Source organism: Azospirillum picis (assembly GCF_017876115.1).
In the GTDB taxonomy this organism is placed as follows: Bacteria; Pseudomonadota; Alphaproteobacteria; order Azospirillales; family Azospirillaceae; genus Azospirillum; species Azospirillum picis.
On record NZ_JAGINO010000031.1, the window covers coordinates 23,052 to 40,831 of the forward strand.

14 protein-coding genes are annotated in these 17,780 nt (G+C 67.6%); 8 read left to right on the plus strand and 6 right to left on the minus strand.

Features of this window, described 5'->3' with window-relative positions:
• Complete coding sequence (locus J2850_RS28390; RefSeq protein ID WP_209989882.1) at positions 1-3,195, minus strand: efflux RND transporter permease subunit; 3,195 nt, start codon at positions 3,193-3,195, stop codon at positions 1-3.
• A 4-nt stretch (positions 3,196-3,199) separates the two neighbouring features.
• The gene (locus J2850_RS28395) at positions 3,200-4,450 is read right to left on the minus strand and encodes an efflux RND transporter periplasmic adaptor subunit (RefSeq protein WP_209989884.1); all 1,251 of its coding nucleotides are present in this window, start codon (positions 4,448-4,450) and stop codon (positions 3,200-3,202) included.
• A 362-nt stretch (positions 4,451-4,812) separates the two neighbouring features.
• On the opposite strand from J2850_RS28395, the gene J2850_RS28400 reads away from it, so the two are divergent.
• The 4 genes from J2850_RS28400 (at position 4,813) to J2850_RS28410 (ending at position 8,617) form a co-directional block, all read left to right on the plus strand.
• Positions 4,813-5,898, plus strand: a complete 1,086-nt coding sequence (locus J2850_RS28400) for a lytic transglycosylase domain-containing protein (protein ID WP_307354572.1) — start codon at positions 4,813-4,815, stop codon at positions 5,896-5,898.
• Positions 5,899-6,089: 191 nt separating this feature from the next.
• The gene (locus tag J2850_RS32145; RefSeq protein WP_281415095.1) at positions 6,090-6,224 is read left to right on the plus strand and encodes a hypothetical protein; all 135 of its coding nucleotides are present in this window, start codon (positions 6,090-6,092) and stop codon (positions 6,222-6,224) included.
• Between the two features lie 223 nt (positions 6,225-6,447).
• Positions 6,448-7,833, plus strand: coding sequence for a hypothetical protein (locus tag J2850_RS28405; RefSeq protein ID WP_209989887.1), 1,386 nt, complete (start codon positions 6,448-6,450; stop codon positions 7,831-7,833).
• A gap of 52 nt (positions 7,834-7,885) precedes the next feature.
• On the plus strand, positions 7,886-8,617 hold the full coding sequence (locus tag J2850_RS28410; protein ID WP_209989894.1) for a hypothetical protein: 732 nt from the start codon (positions 7,886-7,888) through the stop codon (positions 8,615-8,617).
• A gap of 152 nt (positions 8,618-8,769) precedes the next feature.
• Here the strand turns inward: J2850_RS28410 and J2850_RS28415 are convergent, their stop codons facing one another.
• Entirely contained in the window at positions 8,770-9,465 is a 696-nt protein-coding gene (locus tag J2850_RS28415) for an O-methyltransferase (protein WP_209989898.1), read from the minus strand.
• 133 nt (positions 9,466-9,598) lie between these two features.
• On the opposite strand from J2850_RS28415, the gene J2850_RS28420 reads away from it, so the two are divergent.
• On the plus strand, positions 9,599-10,405 hold the full coding sequence (locus J2850_RS28420; protein WP_209989901.1) for an AraC family transcriptional regulator: 807 nt from the start codon (positions 9,599-9,601) through the stop codon (positions 10,403-10,405).
• A gap of 116 nt (positions 10,406-10,521) precedes the next feature.
• On the opposite strand, the gene guaA is transcribed toward J2850_RS28420, so the two are convergent.
• Both guaA and J2850_RS28430 read right to left on the minus strand, forming a co-directional pair.
• The gene (guaA, locus tag J2850_RS28425; RefSeq protein WP_209989904.1) at positions 10,522-12,090 is read right to left on the minus strand and encodes a glutamine-hydrolyzing GMP synthase; all 1,569 of its coding nucleotides are present in this window, start codon (positions 12,088-12,090) and stop codon (positions 10,522-10,524) included.
• 36 nt (positions 12,091-12,126) lie between these two features.
• Complete coding sequence (locus tag J2850_RS28430) at positions 12,127-12,717, minus strand: GNAT family N-acetyltransferase (RefSeq protein WP_209989907.1); 591 nt, start codon at positions 12,715-12,717, stop codon at positions 12,127-12,129.
• Positions 12,718-13,035: 318 nt separating this feature from the next.
• Between J2850_RS28430 and lptG the strand changes: the two genes are divergently transcribed.
• The 3 genes from lptG to pdxA all read left to right on the plus strand — a co-directional run bounded on the left by lptG (position 13,036) and on the right by pdxA (position 16,821).
• Entirely contained in the window at positions 13,036-14,130 is a 1,095-nt protein-coding gene (gene lptG / locus J2850_RS28435; RefSeq protein WP_209989911.1) for an LPS export ABC transporter permease LptG, read from the plus strand.
• Between the two features lie 184 nt (positions 14,131-14,314).
• A complete protein-coding gene (locus J2850_RS28440) occupies positions 14,315-15,763 on the plus strand; it encodes a peptidylprolyl isomerase (protein WP_209989914.1) in 1,449 nt (482 codons plus the stop codon).
• Positions 15,763-16,821: a 4-hydroxythreonine-4-phosphate dehydrogenase PdxA gene (gene pdxA, locus J2850_RS28445; protein ID WP_209989917.1), complete on the plus strand. Its 1,059-nt coding sequence runs from the start codon at positions 15,763-15,765 to the stop codon at positions 16,819-16,821. The genes J2850_RS28440 and pdxA overlap by 1 nt, the downstream gene beginning before the upstream one ends.
• A 210-nt stretch (positions 16,822-17,031) precedes the next feature.
• On the opposite strand, the gene J2850_RS28450 is transcribed toward pdxA, so the two are convergent.
• Positions 17,032-17,676 carry a LabA-like NYN domain-containing protein gene (locus tag J2850_RS28450; RefSeq protein ID WP_246513697.1) on the minus strand — a complete coding sequence of 215 codons (645 nt, stop codon included), beginning with the start codon at positions 17,674-17,676 and terminating at the stop codon, positions 17,032-17,034.
• Positions 17,677-17,780: the final 104 nt, after the last annotated feature.

The following is a 17,780-nucleotide window of genomic DNA, read 5'->3' on the forward strand; positions in this document are numbered from 1 at the left end:
TCAGTCGGAACCAGCCGGCTGGCTTCCCGGGTCGGGCCGGTGGGGGTCGGGCCGGTGGGGGTCGGGCCGGTGGGGGTCGGGATGGGCGAACCACCGCTTCGTCCGCCGCGACAGCCCGTCGAGATAGGTCAGCGCCACCGGCACCACCAGCAGGGTCAGCACGGTCGAGGACAGCAGGCCGCCGATCACCGCGTGGGCCATGGGCGCGCGCTGCTGCGCGCCCTCGCCGATGCCGAGCGCCAGCGGCAGCATGCCGAAGATCATCGCCGCGGTCGTCATGACGATGGGCCTCAGGCGGATGATGCCGGCCTCCACCAGCGCGTCGTGCAGGGCCACCCCGCGCTTGCGCGCCTGGTTGGCGAAGTCGACCAGCAGGATGGCGTTCTTGGTCACCAGCCCCATCAGCATGATGAAGCCGATGGCGCTGAAGATGTTCAGCGTCGATCCCGCCACCAGCAGCCCGAGGAACACGCCGACCAGCGACAGCGGCAGCGAGGCCATGATGGCCAGCGGCTGGAGGAAGCTGCCGAACTGCGAGGCGAGGATCAGGTAGATCAGGATGACCGCCAGCGCCAGCGCCTGCGCGGCATAGCCGCTGGTCTCGGCAATGTCCTTGGTCGAGCCGCCGAAGACGATGCGGTAGCCGGGCGGCAGGTCGATCTTCGCCAGCGCCGCCTGAAGGTCGCGGCCGGCATCGCCGGCGGCGCGTCCTTGGACGTTGGCCTGGACGTTCACCTCGCGCTGGAGGTCGCGCCGGTTGATCTGCGAGGCGCCGAGCGTCGTCTCCACCCGCGCGACCTGCGACAGCGGGATCATGCGCGGCGTGCCGCCGGCCTCCATCCCGCCGTTTGGCCCGCCGTTTGGCCCGCCGGACAGGTAGATGCGGTCGAGGTCGGCCCGGTGCTCGCGGTCGATTTCCGGCAGGCGGACCAGCACGTCGTAGCTCTCGCCGTCGGGCGCCTTCCAGCTCGACACCGTGTCGCCGGCGAACAGCGGGCGCAGGCTGTCGGCCACCTTGGCGGTGCCGATACCGAGGTCGCTGGCGAGGTCGCGCTCCAACCGCACCGCCAGGGTCGGCTTGGCCGCCTTCAGCGTGCTGTCGATGTCGACGAAGCCGGGAATGCCGCGCATGGCGGCGCCGACCTGCTGCGAGATGCGGTCGAGCGTGGCGATGTCGCGGCCCTGCACGGACACCTGGATCTGCTTCTGCACGCCGCCGACGCCGGGGATGGCGATGCCGACGGTGGCGCCGGGAATGGCCGACAGGCGCTGGCGCAGCAGCGGCGCCAGATCGTTGGGCGAGCGCCGGCGCTGGTCGATCGGCGTGTAGCGCAGGTAGAGGCTGCCGCGGTTGTGGCCGACCGAAACGCCGGTGTTGACGGTGGCGTAGGTGTAGGCGATCTCCGGGAATTCGCGGATCGCCGCCTCGACCTGCCGCACCTTGGCCGTGGTGTAGGCAAGGGAGGAGCCGACCGGCGTCTCCACCTCGACGATCTGCTCGCCGAGGTCGGCGGCGGGAACGAACTCGACCCCGATGCGCGGCACCAGGAAGAAGCTGCCGACGAAGATGGCCAGCGCCGCCAGGATCACCAGCCAGCGCCGGCGCAGGCCCCAGCGCAACAGCCGGCCATAGCCGCGGGCCAGCGCCTCGAAGCCGCGCTCGAAGGCGGCGGCGAAGCGGCCGAAGACCGAGCGGCCATGCCGGCCGTGGGCCGCCGGGTCGTACCAGACGCTGGACAGCATCGGATCGAGCGTGAAGGAGACGAACAGCGAGATCAGCACCGCGGCCGAGACGGTGATGCCGAACTGCAGGAAGAAGCGGCCGATGATGCCGCCCATGAAGGCGACCGGCAGGAACACCGCGACGATGGTCAGGGTGGTGGCCAGCACCGCCAGCCCGATCTCCGCCGTGCCGTCGAGCGCCGCCTGCCGGTGGCCCTGGCCGCGGTGGAGGTGGCGCATGATGTTCTCGCGCACCACGATGGCATCGTCGATCAGGATGCCGATGGCCAGCGACAGCGCCATCAGCGTCATGATGTTGAGGGTGAAGCCGAGGGCGGCCAGCACGCCGAAGGTGCCGAGCACCGCCACCGGCAGCGTCAGGGCGGTGATGACCGTGCTGCGCCAGGACCCGAGGAAGACCATGACGATCATCACGGTCAGGATGCCGCCCTCGACCAGCGTCTCCTGCACGTTGCTCAACGAGTTGGTGATGCCGCGGGAGCTGTCGCGCACCACGGCCAGCGACACGTCGGGCGGCAGGGCGCCGCTGGTCCGCAGGTCCCGGATGGCCTCCTGCAGGCCGCGGGCGACCTCCACCGTGTTGGCGCCCTGGACCTTGACCACGTCGACCGCCAGCGCCGGGCTGCCGTTCAGCAGGGCGGCGGTGTCCTGCTCCTCCTGCCCGTCGATCACCTCGGCGACCTGTCCGAGCCGCACCGGGCTGCCGCCGCGCCGGGCGACGATCAGGTCCATCAGGTCGAGCGGGTCGCGCACCCGTCCCTCGACCTGGACCACGCGCTCGCTGCCGCCGCCGGTGACCGTGCCGGCCGGGACGTCCTGGTTCTCGCCGGCGAGGGTCTCGATCACCTCGTCGACGCCGATGGTCAGCGCCTCCAGCTTCTCCGGCTTCAGGCGGACCAGGATCTGGCGCTTGACCCCGCCGGCGATGGTGGCGCGGCCGACGCCGCGGACGTTCTGCAGCCGCTTCAGGACGACCTGATCGGTCAGGGTGGTTAGGTCGCGCAAGGGGCGCAGGTCCGAGGTCACCGCGATCGACAGGATGGGCTGGTCGTCGGGGTTGAAGCGGGTGATCTGCGGGTCCTTCACCTCGTCGCGGAACGTGGCGCGGATCGCCGAGACCTTTTCGCGCACGTCCTGCAGCGCCTGCACCGACGAGGTCTTCAGGTCGAACTCGGCGATCACCACCGACTGGCCCTCGTAGGAGCGCGAGGTCAGCGTCTTGATGCCGGCGATGGTGTTGATCGCATCCTCGACCGGACGGGTGATGTCGGTTTCCACCGTCTCCGGGCTGGCGCCGGGATAGCTGGTGCTGACCACCACCACCGGGAAGTCGACGTCGGGAAACTGGTCGACGCCGAGCCGGTTGTAGGAGAACAGGCCGAGGACCATCAGCGCCACCATCATCATGGTGGCGAAGACCGGGTTGTCGACGCTGATGCGGGTGATCGGCATGGTGTCAGCCGCCGACGACGGTCACCGGGCGACCGGCGGTCAGGCCGGGCAGGTTGCCGGTGACGACGCGGTCGCCGGCGGCCAGCCCCTGCACCTGCACCAGGTCGCCACGGGCCCACAGGCCCAGCCGGGCGACCGGGCGGCGCACCGTGCGGCCGTCGGCGACCACCAGCACATAGTCGCCGCCCGCGCCGTCGCCGTCGCCGTCATGGCGGATGGCGGCCGGCGGGACGGCGAAGGCGCCCTCGGCCTCCGCCACCAGGGCATCGCCGCTGGCGAACATGCCGCCGCGCAGGCTGCCGTCGGGGTTGTCGACGGCGACATAGACCGGGATGGCGCGCGAGCCGCTGCGGGCCATCGGGTTGATGCGGGCGATGCGGCCGGCGAATTCACGCTCGCCGAACCCTTCCACCCGCAGGCGCACCGCCTGGCCGACGGCGAGCCGGGCCACCTGTTCGGCCGGGACGGTCGCCTCCACCTCCACCCGCGACAGGTCGACGATGGTGAACATGGCGGCGTTCACCGCCAGCGTCTCGCCGGGATTGACCGAACGGACGGCGACCATGCCGTCGATCGGGCTCACCACCACCGCATCGCGCAGCGCCTTGCGCGCCAGCTCGACCTGGGCGGCGAGCGCATCGACCTGCGCCTTCTGGAAGCCGTGACTGCTTTCGGCCTGGTCGAGGCTGGTGTCGGAGACGATGTTGCTGCGGTTCAGCGTCCGGTTCTTGGCCAGGGTGCGCTCGGCGAGCACGAGCTGTGCGCGGGCACCCTCCAGGTTCGCCTGCTTCTCGTTCAGGCGGGCGGCGAGCTCCACCGTCTCGAAGCGCGCCAGCACCTCGCCGCGGCGCACCGCCTGGCCCTCGCGGACCAGCACCTCGGTCAGGCGCGCCGCCACCTCCGCCTTGATCGCCGACTGCTCCATCGGCGAGACCGAACCGCTGAGCCGGACGCTGTCGACCAGATGGCGCGGCACGATGGTGGTCACCTCCAGCGCCGCCAGCTCCACCGGCCGCTCCGGCGCGGCGGCGGTGGTGGCGGATGGCGGCACGGCCGCCGTCCGGTCATGGCCACGCCAGAGCAGGGCGGCGCCGGCGAGCAGCGCCAGGAGCAGCAGGGCCAGCACCAGACGGATAGGGCGGCGCGGGCGCGGAAAACGCCGCCGGGGCCGGGCGGGCGGATCCGGCGCCGGCACCGGCCGTTGCGGATGGAGCGGCTGGGCGGCCGGGGAGGCGGTCCTCTGGGGGGCAGTCATGATACCGAGTCCGTTCGAGGGCACGCCGCCGGCTGCTTGGTTGTAAGGCACGGCCACCCTCTTCCATTAGGGGTGGCCACGATGTTCCGTCAAGGTTCTCCCCGTCGCAGCCGGGAGAGCCTGCTGCCGGCCGCCGGACCGTAGGCCCGCATGTCCACACGGGCTCCGAAGAATGGCATAACGAGAGTTGCCGAAAATCTGTATTGCCCACCCAAATACAAGGGAACAATCAGGCATATTTGAGGCATCTTCGGGACAGGCGTCAAGAAACGGTCACGATGTCGCTTGACAGGCGTGGGCTATACAATGAAAAAGCGTTCCGTCACTTGTCCTGCCCCGCGCCAACAGCACGGAAATCCCCTGTGGCCAAACGAAATCTCGCGACGATCCACGCCGCCGGCGCGATGCTGTGCCTTGCCCTCGGGCTGGCCGGCTGCGCCACCGAACCGCCGCAGACCGTGAGCGCGCCGGTGGAGACGGCCTACGTGCCCGATCCCAGCGATCCGCTGTCCCGCTGGGTGCCGATGATTCGCGAGGCGTCCCAGCGTTTCGACGTGCCGGAAAAGTGGATCCGCGCGGTGATGATGCGCGAAAGCAACGGCCGCGCCACCACGGGCAGCGGCAGGGTGCTGACCAGCTCGGCCGGCGCCATCGGCCTGATGCAGGTGATGCCGGGCACCTACGAGCTGATGCGGTCGCAGTATGGCCTGGGATCGGACCCGTCCGACCCGCGCGACAACGTGATGGCCGGCACGGCCTACCTGCGCGAGATGTACGACCTGTTCGGGGCGCCCGGATTCCTGGCCGCCTACAATTGCGGTCCGGCCTGCTACGCCCAGCATCTGGCCGGCAAGCAGCGCCTGCCGCGCGAGACGCGGATGTACCTGGCGGCCCTGACGCCGGCGCTGCGCGGCTCCGCGCCGCTGGAGCCGTCGCAGGCCGCCGGCGCCTCGGCGATCGAACTCGCCGTGGTGCCCGACGACGCGCCCAAGCCTCGCGCCGGAGCCAAGTCCGCTGCGCCCGAACCCGCGCCGGTGGTCGTCGCATCGGCCGACGTTCCGGCGCCCCGCGCCGAGTCGAAAGCCGTCGAGCCGCGCCGGATGGAACCGCGTCCCGAGCCGGCGCCCGAGCAGGTCCAGGCTGCTGCCCCCATCCCGGTCCAGGCGCCGGCCCCCGCCCCCTTGCCGGCCCCCGTGGTGGTGGCGGCAGCGCCGGCGCCGGCTCCCGTCGCCAAGCCCATCCAGGTTGCGAGTCTCGAGTCGCCGCCGACGGGCGGCCATCGCATCAGCCCGCAATTCACCACCCAGGTGGCGGAAGCCCTGCTGCCTCCGCAGGCGGCCGGGAAGGGCGAGCGCGTGGTCATGCGCTTCGTCTCGCAGCGGGCGGACGGCTGCGGCAGCATGGCGGGCCGCGACCGTGTCTGCGTAGCGCTCGGGCCGGGATCGTAAGTACCGCGGCCGTCGCCCGGCAGGTGCGACGGCCGCAAATTTTTCTTCCGGCTTGCGATCAGATTTGATCCGCATCACTTACGGGACCGCGACCACACTGGCATACAAGTGTGATGGACCGGTCCGAACACACATCCAGCCCATATCCGCCCTGCACCTGCTGCGGTGACGAGGTGCTGCTTGGGGAGCCCATGTACTGGACTCCCGAGCGTCCCGGCTATGTCTGGCACGACCATTGCGCCCAGCGGGAGGGACTGCTGCCGGTAACGCCGAAGCCGTCACGCAGCAAGCGCCGCAGCAAGTCGAAGGTCGAGCCGCTGTTCTGAAGACCTCGGCGGACCTCCGTCCCCGTCGCCGCCACCAGTTCCCATCCAGCCCTGAAGTTGTGCACACACATTGCGGCACCCATCGGGAGTTCCATCGGGAGGGGGGCGTGCCCGCACCGGGCTAGCGGCCATACCCCACCCGGCATCAGCCTAATGATCACATTGGAATTGTGCCGCTGACAGCGCAATCGTTCCGAGCCCTCGTTAAGCTGAAGTTCGGACCATGATGCCACGCAATTGCCAGCATTGGCTGCCCCTTAGCGTGTTCAGCGTGCTCGCCACCCCGGCGACCGCCTGGGCACTTTGGGGACCCGGTTCCCTGACGCTCAACGACATGTACGGGGCCGGGCTCACCGGCACCATCATCGGCATCACCCTGGTTGCCGCATTATCGGTTGCAGCCGCTGCCGCCGTCTTCTTTTCCGGCGGCGCAGCCACACCGGTCGTCGCTTCGGTCGGCTCCTTCATTGGCCAACTCGCCGGACTTTCCGGAGCGGCTGCGACCAACTACGGCCTTGCGATGGTCGGGGGCGGCGCGCTCGCCGCCGGGGGCTTCGGCGTCGCCGGCGGTGCGGCGGTCCTCACGGCCTTGTTCACGTTCGCGGGGAACATGGCCGTCGACTATGCGATCAATTTCGGCCTGGATTCCTATAACGAAGCTGCGTTCAAGGAGGCGTCGAAGAACGCTGTCATCCTGCCCTTTCCGGAGCGGGAGAACGGCGACAGCGATTACAACAAAATCCTTGAGCGGCTGAACAAGAACTACAATGTAAAAGAACCGAAATTCTCGGTGGAAAATCGTGCGGTCGTCGCCGTCTCCCTGCGAAATCTGAAGCACAGCACGGACCAGAGCATTGAAGGTGTCAGAAAGAATGCCCTGAGGGCGCTGCTGGATGTCTATGCGGATGATTATCAAGGATGCCGCGATGATGCCGAGAGCGCGGCGCAACTGGCGGCTTCGTCCGGAATTCCCGATAAGGACCTGGCGTTTCTTACCATGGTCAGAGCGCTGTGCGTCGTTGGTTTGCCGCAAACGGACAGGAGCGGTTTGAAGGATCTTTCTGAACTGTACCACAGATCCGTCGATGAAGAAATAAATGGCAAGTTCAGGAACTATGCCAATATTTTCGTGGCGAGTTTCTTCGATCGTTATATGGCGCGGGATGACTTGATGTCTTCCGAAATTTTGCGGGAAGCACTCTCTTTCATGCCGCTGATTTCCGATGCGGAGACGAAATACACGTACTTCCTTCTGATTGGGCCACGATACAATGCGAAATTGAATGCTTATAGATCCATGATTTCCTCGTTGTACGAGAACCGCACCAATCCCGCCGTGATGAGCCATTCAAGCTCGCGGAAGGATATGGAGTATGTAAAGGCGACGTATCTGGATCTGCTGAGCATTTCCGACGACTTTATTCATTACGCAAACAGTATTGACCCCTCGCGAAATTTTATCTGGGGCACTCGCTGGTACCATGAGGACAAGATTTCGGAGCAAGCATCGGCGCTGAAGCTGCTTTCCGAGTCGTTGAAGGAACATCAGAACCGGGAAGCGGAGATCGAGATGCAGTCTCAGGTCTTTGCGAAAGCAAGCACCGAATAGCGGGTGGCGGCGTAGAAGGTTGGCCAGACAGTCTCGAAAACCGGAGGGGGAAATGCGACGTCTCGTGAGATTGTTTCCCAGCGTTTGCCTGATTGCCTTGACTGTCTTCCTTTCCGGGCCTGTCGACGCCTTCTCGCCGAAGACGGCGTTTCGCGTTGCGGAGGTCATGCGCCAGATCGCGAGGGTGGATGAGGCGCATGTCGAGCGTGCGGTCCTCGCCTACCGACGTGGAGGCTACTTGGCGCTGACCAAGTCGATGGAGGGAATTACCGACAAGAGCGCCATCGGCGGCATCTTCCTGCGCGTTGCCGTCACCGAGGGGAAGCTGGCCGACGAAGAGGCCGCTGTCCTGTTGAAGGAACTGCACGCGGTACCGGGCTATGAGAAAGCCGCGCGGGCTCTTCTCATCAGCGACGTCAATTTCACCGGCGCCATCCAGGAATTGCGGGCTGCCAGGGCATTGAAGGAGTCGGGTGGCGAAGTGAGGTTCATCAGGATGGAATTCAAGGATGTCGGCAAGAAGGGCGTGACCGATATCGACATCTTCGCCAACGTCAACGGCCGGGTCGTCGCGGTGGAAAGCAAGGCCTACAAGACGGCGATGAGGTGGGATGAGATCAGCCGGGATGCGGACACCCTGCTTCACGTCAAGGAGATCAATCCCAGCGCCGTCGGTTGCTTCCTGTTCCTGGAGAAGCCGAGCGAACTGGCGCTGAAGATGATCGAGGAAAGAGGCCTGAAAGCGGTGTGGGGTGACCCTGGAATGATCCGTTACTGCGTGTAACCGGATTGGGGATCAAGAGGGGCGCGAACGGCGCACCAGCCTGCACTCGTCCGAGGAAGGAAGCCCGTGGGGTAGGGACGCACAACCCCTGTCGTGCGTCCCCCCTGAAAGCCGCCGTTGCATGACCGCGTCACTGGCCTTGGGAAGGCGTATCAGTCAACCTTTACGGCGAACTCGTTGCCACGGCCTTCGTCCACCGGAATGGGCTGCGACAGATACCCATTCGTCGGATTTCGCATGAAGGTCAGATAATCATCTGCGAACGCGTTCTCGGCGAGGACCACGGAGCCCGGCCTGAGCCGAGGCTCGACCAGTTTCAAGATTGGCAGGTAGAGCGACCACGCCCCGTCGATATGCAGGAGGTCGACCGGGCCGCCCACATCCGCCAGGGTCTCCCTGGCGTCGCCTTCCCGGATCTCGACGAGATCGGCAAGGCCGGCAGTTGCAATGTGCGCCCGCGCCCGTGCGACCTTGCCGGGCTCCAACTCGGTACCGATCAGCTTGCCGCCGCCGTTGTCGCGGAGCGCCGCAGCCAGGTATATCGCCGACACTCCCATCGACGTCCCGAACTCCACTATTCGCGTAGCGCGGCACGCGCGCGCCATCGCATAGAGGAAGCGGCCGTAAGCCGGTGAAACGGACAGGAAGTGGTCGGCATGGCGCCGGTAGACCGACCGCATGTCGGAGCGTTCCTCGCTGATCAATTCCGCCGCCAGTTGCTCCATCGTCTTGCCGCTGGCCGCCATGTCGCCGACGACCTCCTCAACCAACGTCCGGTCTGCCGCCTCGGCGTCCTGATGCAACCGATCCAGAAGCACCGAGATCCGTTCGCTGTCCAATGTGGTCATTGCTTTCTTTCCCCGTTGGGCCTGCGGCCCGATTGGAACTGAAAGCCAAAAATAGATGGGCGTCCGACAGGCGTCATTCCGAAGGATGGACAGACTATTATTCGATCACGCCAAACCGTGGTAACAAGCTGCCATGCCGCTCCTGACCGACCTCTCCAACGAAGACGACTGGGTCGAGCCGGACGACGTGCCTCGGCTGGTCGTCACCTATGGCTTCGCCTCCGACACCTTCGGAGATTTCGAACTCGAACCCCATCGCCACATGAAAGGCCAGATCCTGTTGGTTCAGCGCGGCGCGCTGACCTGCGAGGTGGCGGGAGGATTGTGGGTCGTTCCACCGCGCAGCGCCTTGTGGATCCCGAGCGGCACGCTGCACGCGATCAGGATGACCGGCGCGCTCGAAGGGTATGGCGCCTTCATCACCAGCGACGCCGATCCCCGGCTGCGCCCCACCTGCTGTGCGGTGACGGTCACGCCGCTGCTCCGCGAACTCCTGCGTCGAGCGGCGACGCTCCCGCTGCTGTACGAGGAGGGCGGCGCGAACTCGCGCCTGCTGGCGGTGTTGCTGGACGAACTGACGGCGGCGAAGGTGGACGATCTGCATCTGCCGATGCCGTCCGACCCGCGCCTGCGCATGATCTTCGACCGCATGATGGCTGTGCCTGCGGATCGCGGATCGCTCCATGGCTGGGCCGCCGGGGCGGGCATGAGCGCCCGGTCCCTGGAACGCCTCGTCGCGCGCGAGACGGGGATGAGCCTGGGCCGCTGGCGTCAGCAACTCAACGTCGTCCTGGCCGTGACGTGGCTGGCCGGCGGCTCGACGATCCAGCAGGTCGCGGCCGACCTTGGCTACGAGAGCGTGCCAAGCTTCGTGACCATGTTCAGAAAGGCGCTGGGCACGTCGCCCCGGCGCTACATGGCGGAGCGCTATGGCGGATGAGGACCCTGCCACGCCCTTCCTGACCCGTCGGTGGTTTACTGAAAGCTGATGCGGCAACGGCATCGGCATTTCCGTTGCCGCATCAGCTTTCAGAAATATCCGGAACTACGCTCCCGTCACTCCCATTCGATAGTCCCCGGCGGCTTCGAGGTGATGTCGTAGACCACGCGGTTGACGCCGCGGACCTCGTTGACGATGCGGTTCGAGACGCGGGCGAGGAAGTCGTGAGGGAAGGGGTACCAGTCGGCGGTCATGCCGTCCGTGGAGGTCACCGCCCGCAGCGCCAGCACATGGTCGTAGGTGCGGCCGTCGCCCATGACGCCGACGGTGCGGACCGGCAGCAGCACGGCGAATGCCTGCCAGATGGCGTCGTACAGGCCGGCGTTGCGGATTTCCTCCAGGTAGACGGTGTCCGCCTTGCGCAGGATATCCAGCTTCTCCGGGGTGATCTCGCCGGGGATGCGGATCGCCAGGCCCGGACCGGGGAAGGGGTGGCGGCCGATGAAGGCGGCCGGCAGCCCCAGCTCGCGGCCGAGAGCCCGCACCTCGTCCTTGAACAGCTCGCGCAGCGGCTCGACCAGCTTCAGCTTCATCCGCTCCGGCAGGCCGCCGACATTGTGGTGCGACTTGATGGTGACCGAGGGGCCGCCGGTGAAGGACACGCTCTCGATCACGTCGGGGTAGAGGGTGCCCTGGGCCAGGAACTCCGCACCGCCGACCTTGTGGCTTTCCTCGTCGAAGACCTCGATGAACAGGCCGCCGATGATCTTGCGCTTCTGCTCCGGATCGGTGACGCCGGCCAGCTTGCCGAGGAACAGCTCGGAGGCGTTCCGATGGACCAGCGGGATGTTGTAGTGGTCGCGGAACAGCCGCACCACCTCTTCGGACTCGCCGGCGCGCATCAGGCCGGTGTCGACGAAGATGCAGGTGAGCTGGTCGCCGATGGCCTCGTGGATCAGAACGGCGGCGACCGAGCTGTCGACACCGCCGGACAGGCCGCAGATCACCTTGCCGGTGCCGACCTGGGCGCGGATCTTCTCGATGGCCTGCTGCTTGAACGCCGCCATCGTCCAGTCGCCCTTGATGCCGGCGACACGGTGGACGAAGTTGGCCAGGAGCTGGGCGCCGTGCGGGGTGTGGACCACCTCGGGATGGAACTGGACGCCGTACATGCGGCGACGGTCGTCGGCGATGGCGGCGAAGGGTGCGCCGTCGCTGACAGCCACCGCGCGGAAGCCGTCGGGCAGGGCGGTGACGCGGTCGCCGTGGCTCATCCACACCTGCTCGCGCGATCCGACCTCCCACAGCCCGTCGAACAGGGCGCAGGGCTCCTTGATCTCGATGAAGGCGCGGCCGAACTCGCGGTGGTCGGACCCGGAGACGTTGCCGCCCAACTGGTGGCACATCGTCTGCTGGCCGTAGCAGATGCCCAGCACGGGGACCTTCAGGTCGAACACAGCCTGCGGCGCGCGGGGACCGTTCGCCTCGGTGACCGAGGCCGGGCTGCCGGACAGGATGATCGCCTTCGGGTCATACTCGCGGATACGCTCGTCGCTCATTCCGAAGGGGTGGATTTCGCAATAGACCCCGCTTTCGCGCACGCGACGGGCGATGAGCTGGGTGACCTGCGAGCCGAAATCGAGAATGAGGACGCGTTCGGCGGAAAGGGAAGCGGCGCTGGACATCGACGAATCCTGATGCGGGGGACTCAAGTCCTCTCACTACCGCACCTCCGGCCCCGCCGACAAGCGTGCAAGCGGCGTCAGATCGCGCCACCCGTATGCGATTTCAACAAGGTCGGCGGCGGCGAAGCGGATCGGCCGTTCCGCCAGCCTGATGCCGCCCAGCCGCTCGTAGAACCAGCGCGAGGGGTTGTCGCGCAGGCACCAGACCACGGCGGACCGGATGCCGGCGGCCAGCATGCGGTCGGCCATCCCGGCCATCAGCCGGCGGCCGATGCCGCGGCCCTTGGCGTCGTCGAGCAGGTAGAGCGCGTGGAACTCGCCGGCATGGTCCTGCACCGCCACCCGCCGCGTGCCGAAGGAGGAGATGCCGACGATGGTCCCCGGAGCCGCAACGACGCCGGCCACGTCGACGGCGACCAGCGCCCCCTGGCCGGGAGCACGCGCCTCGGCGATCGAGGCCCAGCGCCGGGCGGCCGGCGCCTCCGCCAGGTTGACCAGGAACTGTGCCGGGATCAGGCCGGGATAGGTGGAGCGCCAGCTCTGCACATGGACGCGGGCCATGCCCGGCGCGTCGTCCGCGCGCGCTTCCCGGATTGCGATCCCGGACGGAAAAGCACTGTCCGTCATCGACCGACCCTCCCGTGCGATACAGCCACCTTCAACAGTTTGGCCCGCCATCCCCGGAAGTCCAGACGGAAAACGGGGCAGCCCGGCCGTGGCGGCGGCCGGCCGCACTCCGGCTGCCGTCCGCCAGCGGCGATCCGCCGGCGCCACGCGCAGGGGCATCACAGCGGCCCGGTTGTCTTTGCGGTGCAACGGGGGTAAACAGCCGGAACTCTTTCCGGCGGGCGGCCGTATCGAGGGTGACTGTCGAGCCGCCGCCCGCCAAGTCCGCCCAGGCGCCGTACCGGCGCCGCGCGCGGGACTCCGGAGACCGCGCACCGCATGTATTCCTCGTCCACCCTGTCGCGCTATATCGGACGCCAGTTCGTCGTCTGGTTCTGCCTGCTGATGGTCATCCTGCTCGCCATCGTGCTGCTGCTGGACACCGTCGAGCTCCTGCGCCGGGCCGGCACCAAGCCCCACGTCACCTTCGGCCTGGTGCTGGAGATGGCGCTGCTGAAGCTGCCGGAGATCGGCCAGCAGATCTTTCCCTTCGTCGTCCTGTTCGCGGGCATGTTCACCTTCTGGCGGCTGACCCGCAGCGCCGAGCTGGTGGTCGCCCGCGCGGTCGGCGTGTCGGCCTGGCAGTTCCTGATGCCGGTGATGTTCGCCGCCGCCGCCATCGGCGTCGTCAAGGTGACGCTGATCAACCCGGTCGGCGCCGTCTTCATCGCCAAGTACGAGCAGCTCCAGGACCGCTACCTCAAGCTCCAGTCCAGCACGCTGAACATCTCGCGCTCCGGCCTCTGGCTGCGCCAGACCAACCAGAGCGAGCAGTTCTTCATCCACGCCGAGCTGGTCAACCCGGTGACCTTCGAGCTGTCGAACGTCATCGTCTTCCTGTTCGATGCCGACCAGACCTATCAGGGCCGCATCGACGCGCCCAGCGCGGCGCTGAAGGACCGCAAGTGGGAGCTCCAGGACGCCGTGCTGAACCGGGCGAAGAAGGACCCGGAGAAGCTGGACAGCTACACCATCCCGACCGAGCTCGACATGGCGACCATCGAGGAGAGCTTCGCCCCGCCGGAGACGATCTCGTTCTGGGAGTTGCCGCGCTTCATCCACACCCTGGAGACGACGGGTTTCCCGGCGGTCCGTCATCGGCTGCACTACCAGTCGCTGCTGGCCCAGCCCTTCCTCTTCCTGGCGATGGTGCTGTTCGCCGCCGCCTTCTCGCTGCGGCTGCCGCGCCGCGGCGGCACCATGGCGATGGTGACCGGCGGCGTGCTGACCGGCTTCGTGCTGTTCGTGATGACCGACGTGGTGCGCACCTTCGGCATGTCGGAAACCATCCCGGTGATCATGGCCGCCTGGAGCCCCGCCGGCATCAGCCTGCTGCTCGGCACCGCCGCGCTGCTGCATCTGGAGGACGGTTGACGGCCACGGGCGGGGCCGTTTTCCGGCCGCGGGGTGGGACGAAAGGCCGCAAAGCCCGCGCTCGCCCGCATCGGCCATAATTCCGCCGCCAAGATTTTGCACTGGTCTGGCTGGTTTGATTCCGTTTGCACAGGGGGCGGGCTGTCCGTAATAACGGGCGACCCGTTTTTGGAGCTTGAGCACCATGTCGAGTTTGCGAGCCGTCCGGTCTGCCTTCGCCGTGGCGACTGCCTGCGCCTTCCTGGCGCTGCCCGCCGCCGCGCAGTCGAGCAAGGCGCCTGCCGGCGCCACGGCGCCGAAGACGGGCGGCAACGGCGTGCAACAGGCCCGGACCCCGGGGTCCGAGGGGATCGCCGCCGTTGTGAACGACGAGGTGGTGTCCGTCTCCGACGTCAGCGCCCGCATCCGCCTGGCGCTGCTGAATGCCGGCGCGGCCGCCAATCCGGAGACGCGGCAGCGGCTGGCCCCGCAGGTCCTGCGCCTGCTGATGGACGAGCGGCTGCAGATGCAGGAGGCCAAGCGCCTCGGCATCACGGTGTCGCAGGCGGAGGTCGACGAGGCGATCAAGCGCATCGCCGAGCAGAACCGGATGAACCGCCAGCAGTTGGACGAGATGCTGAAGCGGCAGGACGTCCCGATCTCGACGCTGAAGGACCAGATCCGCTCGCTGCTCGCCTGGCAGAAGGTGATGCAGCGGCGGGTCCGCCAGGAGGTGGTGGTCGGCGAGGACGAGGTCGACGCGGCGCTTGAGCGCCTGAAGGCCAACATCGGCAAGCCCGAATACCTGGTCGCCGAAATCTTCCTGGCGGTGGACAGCCCCGACCAGGATGACGAGGTCCGCCGCAACGCCGACCGCCTCGTGGAGGAAGTCCGGCGCGGCGGCAACTTCGCCGGCCTCGCCCGCCAGTTCTCGCAGTCCGCCGGTGCCGCGGCCGGCGGCGACCTGGGCTGGGTGCGCAGCGGCGAGCTGTCGACCGAGGTGGACCGGGCGCTCTCCGACCTGCGCGTCGGCCAGATCTCGGCGCCGGTGCGCACCGCCACCGGCTACCACATCCTGCTGGTCCGCGGGCAGCGGCCCTTCGGCAGCAGCGGCGGCGAGATGGCGATGCCGGCTCCGCAGGCGCCGGCGCCGCAGCCGCGGCCGGACCTGGCCAAGGCCACCGTCAACATGAAGCAGATCATTCTCCCGATCGAGAACAAGGAGAATGCCAAGGCGGTCAAGGAGCAGGCCGAGAAACTGCGCAAGTCGATCAAGAGCTGCGGCGATTTCCAGGCCCGCGCCAAGGACAGCGGCATGCCGGAGTCGGGCGACATGGGGACCATGCGGGTCAAGGACCTGGCGCCCGGCCTGCAGAACCTGGCGCTGGGCATCCCGGTGGGCCAAGCGAGCCCGGTGCTGATGAGCCAGGCCGCCGCCGTGATCCTGATCGTCTGCAAGCGCGACGTCCCGGTGATCGCCCCGCCGCCGCAGGCCCAGCCCAAGCCGGTTCCGGTCACCACGCCGATCAAGGAGGGCAAGCTGCCCGCCCGCGAGGAGGTCGAGCGCGACCTGATCAACGAACGCGCCGACCTGCTGTCGCGCCGCTACCTGCGCGACCTGAGGCGCACCGCCTTCATCGAGGTCCGCATCTGATGGACGCCCCGCCCGCCGGCCGGCAGGGAACCGGCCTGCCGCTCGCCGTCACCATGGGCGAGCCGGCCGGCATCGGCGGGGAGATCACGCTCAAGGCCTGGATGGCGCGCGCGGGAGACGGCGCGCCGCCGGGCGGGCTGCCGCCCTTCTTCGTGATCGACGACCCGGCGCGGCTGGCCGCGTTGGCTGCCGGTCTGGGGCTGGCGGTCCCGGTGCGGGCCATCGCCTCGCCGGCCGAGGCGCCGGCACTGTTCGGCCATGCCCTGCCGGTGCTTCCGGTGGAGCTGTCCGCCCCAGTGCAGGCCGGACGCCCTGACCCGGCCAATGGCGCGGCGGTGATCGCCGCCATCGACGGCGCCGTCGCCCTGGTCCGGGGCGGCGAGGCCGCCGCGGTGGTGACCAACCCGATCCAGAAGTCGGCGCTCTATGCCGCCGGCTTCCGGCACCCCGGCCATACCGAGTATCTGGCGCATCTCGCCGGGATGGCAGAGGAGCCCATCATGATGCTGGCGGCGGCCGACCTGCGGGTGGTGCCGGTGACCATCCATGTCGCACTGCGCGACGCCGTCGACCGCCTGAGCACCGAAGCCATCGTCCATGCCGGCCGGGTCACCGCGGCGGCCCTCGCCCGCGACTTCGGCATCGCCCGTCCGCGGCTCGCAGTCGCCGGCCTGAACCCCCATGCCGGGGAGGGCGGGGCGATGGGCCGCGAAGACATCGACATCGTCGCCCCGGCGGTGGCCGCCCTCAGGGCCGAGGGGATCGACGCGTCGGGGCCGCGCCCGGCCGACACGATGTTCCACGCCGCCGCGCGCCGCGGCTACGACGCGGCGCTCTGCATGTATCACGACCAGGCACTGATCCCGGTCAAGACCGTGGATTTCGACGGCGGGGTGAACGTCACCCTGGGGCTGCCCTTCGTCCGCACCTCGCCCGACCACGGTACGGCGCTCGACATCGCCGGCAGCGGCGTCGCCAGTCCGGGCAGCCTGATCGTCGCCCTCGCCACCGCCGACCGGATGGCGCGCAACCGCCGCGCCGCGACCTCCCGGCCCTAGAGTCTGTCTGGTGCTTATTGAAGCACCAGACAGACTCTGAGCTTTTAATTTTCCGTGTGGTCCACGCTTCAAGCGATCCCGCTTGGAACGATCACACTCCAAAGGCCACCGGTCATGGAAAAGGGGAGTGCCGCTGCACTCCCCTGGTTTTCAACCCCGGTTCTCACCCCCGGTCCTAACCCCGGTTCCGGCGCTGCCCGGCGGCAGGCGTCATCCGCGCTCGTCCGGATCATACATCGTCGGACCGGCCTGATGGTGGTCGTGCGGCCCGCCCGAGGACTCGCGGTGCTGATGGACGCGGGCGATCGACGGCGCCAGATCCTGCAGCTCGATGAAGTTGTCGGCCTGCCGGCGCAGCTCGTCGGCCACCATCGGCGGCTGCGAGCGCACGGTGCTGACCACGCTGACGCGGACGCCCTTGCGCTGCACCGCCTCCACCAGCCGGCGGAAGTCGCCGTCGCCGGAGAAAAGCAGGATGTGATCGACACGCTCCGCCATCTCCATCACGTCGATGGCGAGCTCGATGTCCATGTTGCCCTTGATCTTGCGGCGGCCGGACGCGTCGGTGAACTCCTTGGTCGGCTTGGTCACCATCGTGTAACCGTTGTAGTCGAGCCAGTCGACCAGCGGGCGGATCGGTGAATATTCCTGATCTTCAACCAGAGCGGTATAATAGAAAGCACGGACGAGACGGCCTTCATTGGCAAAGCCGTCGCGCAACCTTTTATAATCAATGTCAAACCCCAACGAGCGCGCCGCAGCGTAGAGATTCGCGCCGTCGATGAACAAAGCGAGGCGTTCTTCCTTGTAAAAAAGCTTGCTGACCTCACGCGGCAAAGTGGAGTTGCGATCCAAAGCCGGTATCCCTTCTACGTCTAATGTTAATATGGATGGAACTAGCGTAAAGCGTCGCTGTTCCAAATTTGAAATTTAGTGTGTTGCGAACCGTTACACAAGTG

Coding starts and splice junctions, on each gene's coding strand:
- guaA (WP_209989904.1), bottom strand. CDS start 12,090: ATGTCCAGCGCCGCTTCCCTTTCCGCCGAACGCGTCCTCATTCTCGAT.
- J2850_RS32145 (WP_281415095.1), top strand. CDS start 6,090: ATGTACTGGACTCCCGAGCGTCCCGGCTATGTCTGGCACGACCATTGC.
- J2850_RS28440 (WP_209989914.1), top strand. CDS start 14,315: ATGTCGAGTTTGCGAGCCGTCCGGTCTGCCTTCGCCGTGGCGACTGCC.
- J2850_RS28390 (WP_209989882.1), bottom strand. CDS start 3,195: ATGCCGATCACCCGCATCAGCGTCGACAACCCGGTCTTCGCCACCATG.
- J2850_RS28410 (WP_209989894.1), top strand. CDS start 7,886: ATGCGACGTCTCGTGAGATTGTTTCCCAGCGTTTGCCTGATTGCCTTG.
- J2850_RS28420 (WP_209989901.1), top strand. CDS start 9,599: ATGCCGCTCCTGACCGACCTCTCCAACGAAGACGACTGGGTCGAGCCG.
- J2850_RS28395 (WP_209989884.1), bottom strand. CDS start 4,450: ATGACTGCCCCCCAGAGGACCGCCTCCCCGGCCGCCCAGCCGCTCCAT.
- pdxA (WP_209989917.1), top strand. CDS start 15,763: ATGGACGCCCCGCCCGCCGGCCGGCAGGGAACCGGCCTGCCGCTCGCC.
- J2850_RS28415 (WP_209989898.1), bottom strand. CDS start 9,465: ATGACCACATTGGACAGCGAACGGATCTCGGTGCTTCTGGATCGGTTG.
- J2850_RS28430 (WP_209989907.1), bottom strand. CDS start 12,717: ATGACGGACAGTGCTTTTCCGTCCGGGATCGCAATCCGGGAAGCGCGC.
- lptG (WP_209989911.1), top strand. CDS start 13,036: ATGTATTCCTCGTCCACCCTGTCGCGCTATATCGGACGCCAGTTCGTC.
- J2850_RS28405 (WP_209989887.1), top strand. CDS start 6,448: ATGATGCCACGCAATTGCCAGCATTGGCTGCCCCTTAGCGTGTTCAGC.